Raw genomic sequence first — 3,035 nt, forward strand, 5'->3', positions numbered from 1 at the left:
ACTCTTTGCTGGCGATGCAAATTGTCAGTGAGATAAGCCAGTGTTTTGATGCTGATTTGAATATGAGCCACTTTTTCATTGAGCCCACGATTGCCGGAGTCAGTGCGGCGGTTAAAAGTGCGGGCAGAGATAGTGAGCGTCCCCCGGTCGACAGCACTGACACCGCTTCCTTGCTCTCTTTTTCTGAACAACGTCTGGCTCTGGTGGATGCGCTGGATGGGGGGAGTCCTCATTACAACTTATCTGAGTTATTTGAAGTACAGGGCACATTAAACCTGGACGTTGCAGCGGCAGCTTTTGAAACCATCATTGCCCGACATGAGTCGCTGCGTACGGTGTTTATTGCTCAAGCTGATTCGGAAGGGTTTTACAGACACGTTAACGACGTGCCCAACTTTACGCTGACATATGTGGACTTGAGCGCCTTATCAGCACAGCAGCAACAGCGAGAAATCACACAGCATCTTCAGCACAGCGCACATCAGGTCTTCGACTTAGCACACGATGTCATGCTGCGAGCGTGTTACCTCCACCTGGGGGATGAGCGTGGTATGTTAATGTACCAGGTACATCATATTGTCAGTGATGGCTGGTCTTTAGAGCTATTACAACAGGAGTTTGCTGCGCATTACCAGGCCATCAGTAACGGGAATACGCAGTTTGCACCGCTGCAGACACAGTACCGAGATTACGCTTGCTGGCAACGGCAGCGCTTTACAGGGGAGGTGTTGGCATCTCAACTCTCGTATTGGGAACACAAGCTTGCAGGTGCCCCTCCTGTGCATACGTTACCGTTGGCGAAAAGTCGTGGTCAACAACTGGGTTATCAGGGGGCCAGCCATCGTTTTAATTTAGATAATGAATGGCATGAACGCTTAAATGCCTGCGCAAATAACAACGATGTGACCTTGTTTATGCTGTTACATGGGGCGTTTTGTTTATTCTTATCCCGTTATAGTCATAGCCAGGACATCGTTGTGGGTACCCCTGTGGCCAACCGTCCGCGTCAGCAATTTACCGATTTAATTGGTTTTTTCGTCAATACCTTGGTGTTGCGTGTTGAGTTTTCAGAAGCGCTGACAGTGCGGGATTACCTGGCTTTGGTGAAGGCCGTGAATGTCGAGGCGATGGCGCACCAGGATATCCCGTTTGATTTATTAGTGGAGCGCTTGAACCCTGAGCGCAGCAATGCCCATGCGCCATTGTTTCAAATCATGCTGAGTATGAATGTGGCGAGGCCAGAGCGTGTGGAGCTGGGTGATGCGACCTTAGTACAGCGTAAAGGGCATACGGCTTATGCGATGTATGAGCTGGCGTTGAATATTACCGAGACGCCTCGTGGGCTTGAATTTGAGTTTGAGTATAACGACGCCTTGTTTGAGTCAGGCACCATTGAAGCGATGGCGCAGCACTTCATGGCATTAACAAAAGCGATGGTGGTATCAGAAACCGCGCCACTCAGTGCGCTGTCGATGTTATCAGAGGATGAGACGCATTACTTAGTCAATACCCTGAATGCGGGCGCAAGCCTCGATGCACCAACTCACACTGTGGATGCGCTGATTGAAGCACAAGCAAGTAAAACCCCGGATGCCACGGCGCTGATATATGGTGCGCAAACACTGAGCTATGCTGATTTCAATCAACAGGCAGGGCAGCTGGCAGCATACCTGGTTGAGCAAGGAGTTGGCCCAGAGACCATCATTGGTGTGTGCCTTGAAAGCTCACCACAGATGTTAATTGCGCTGTTTGCCGTCCTGAAGGCGGGGGGCACGTATGTCCCACTTGACCCCAATTATCCGCAGGAACGACTGAATTACATTGTTGCCGATAGTGGCATCACTCACGTCATCACCCAGCAAGGTTATGTGGGCTTTTTTACGAACCTTCAGGCAATCGTCCTGGACGAGTTAACACAGCAGCAGGCGTTAGCGTCCTATGTGCCGTTGGAAGCAGGATATGCCGGTCATGATCTCAGTCGCAGTGCTTACATTATTTATACTTCAGGCTCGACGGGGCAACCAAAAGGTGTGGTGATCGAGCATGGCTCAGCAGCCAATTTATTGGCCGCAATGCACGACAAACTGCCCATAGAAAGCGGTCAGACCTGGCTTTTATTGGCCAGTGTTGCATTTGATATAGCGTTCTTTGAATGGGCAGGGTGCTTAACCAGCGGGGGGCGCTGCGTTATCGCCAGTGAAGCAGAGAAGATGGATGCGGTCTTGATCAATGAGCTGCTTTGTCGCCATGACGTTGATCTGATGCAGGCGACGCCATCGCGGTGGAAGCAGCTGCTGGCCACACAGTGGCGAGGGAAAGCGGATTTAGTGGCACTGACGGCCGGAGAAGCGTTAACGGAGGACTTATTAAAGCAGTTCATGGCGCATCCTATTTCGCTGTGGAATTGCTATGGTCCGACAGAGTGCACCATTTACTCGTTAGTAAAGGAGATGAATACCCGAAATGCGGGGGAGGCCATCACGTTAGGGCGAGGGCTTGCGAACTATGCACATTATATTTGTGATAGCGAGCAGCGGCTGGTGCCATTTGGGGCAGAAGGAGAGCTTTACATTGGTGGCGCAGGTTTGGCGAGCGGGTATTTAGGCAAGGCAGAGCTGACAGCGACGCGCTTTATTGATAACCCTTTTAGTGATGAAGCAGGCAGCCGAATATATCGGACAGGGGATTTGGTTAGGTACGATGAGCGGGGAGAACTCATCTACATTGGACGGGCAGATAACCAGGTTAAATATCGCGGTTATCGCATTGAGCTGGGGGAGATTGAGTACCACTTAAAACGCCATGCTCAGGTCAATTCAGCGGTGGTTTTACTGGATAACAGTGAGGCAGAGACGCCGAAACTGGTGGCGTTTTTAACACGCAGCGAAGGGGTTGCGCAGGACAACGCAGAGGTCATCGTAGCGCTTCGAAAAGCATTGGCAGCGGCAGTGCCTCATTACATGATGCCGCAGACACTGACGTTTATAGATGAGATGCCGCTGACACCCAATGGCAAAGTGGATAGTCATGCACTA

The 3,035-nt window shown here is 51.0% G+C and carries 1 protein-coding gene; it reads left to right on the forward strand.

Annotated features, from left to right (window positions below; genetic code table 11):
- A partial coding sequence (locus IY568_RS24230; protein WP_194868952.1) for a non-ribosomal peptide synthetase occupies nt 1–3,035 on the forward strand: 3,035 nt, incomplete at both ends.

It is taken from the genome of Pseudoalteromonas sp. PPB1 (assembly GCF_015356275.1).
In the GTDB taxonomy this organism is placed as follows: Bacteria; Pseudomonadota; Gammaproteobacteria; order Enterobacterales; family Alteromonadaceae; genus Pseudoalteromonas; species Pseudoalteromonas rubra_D.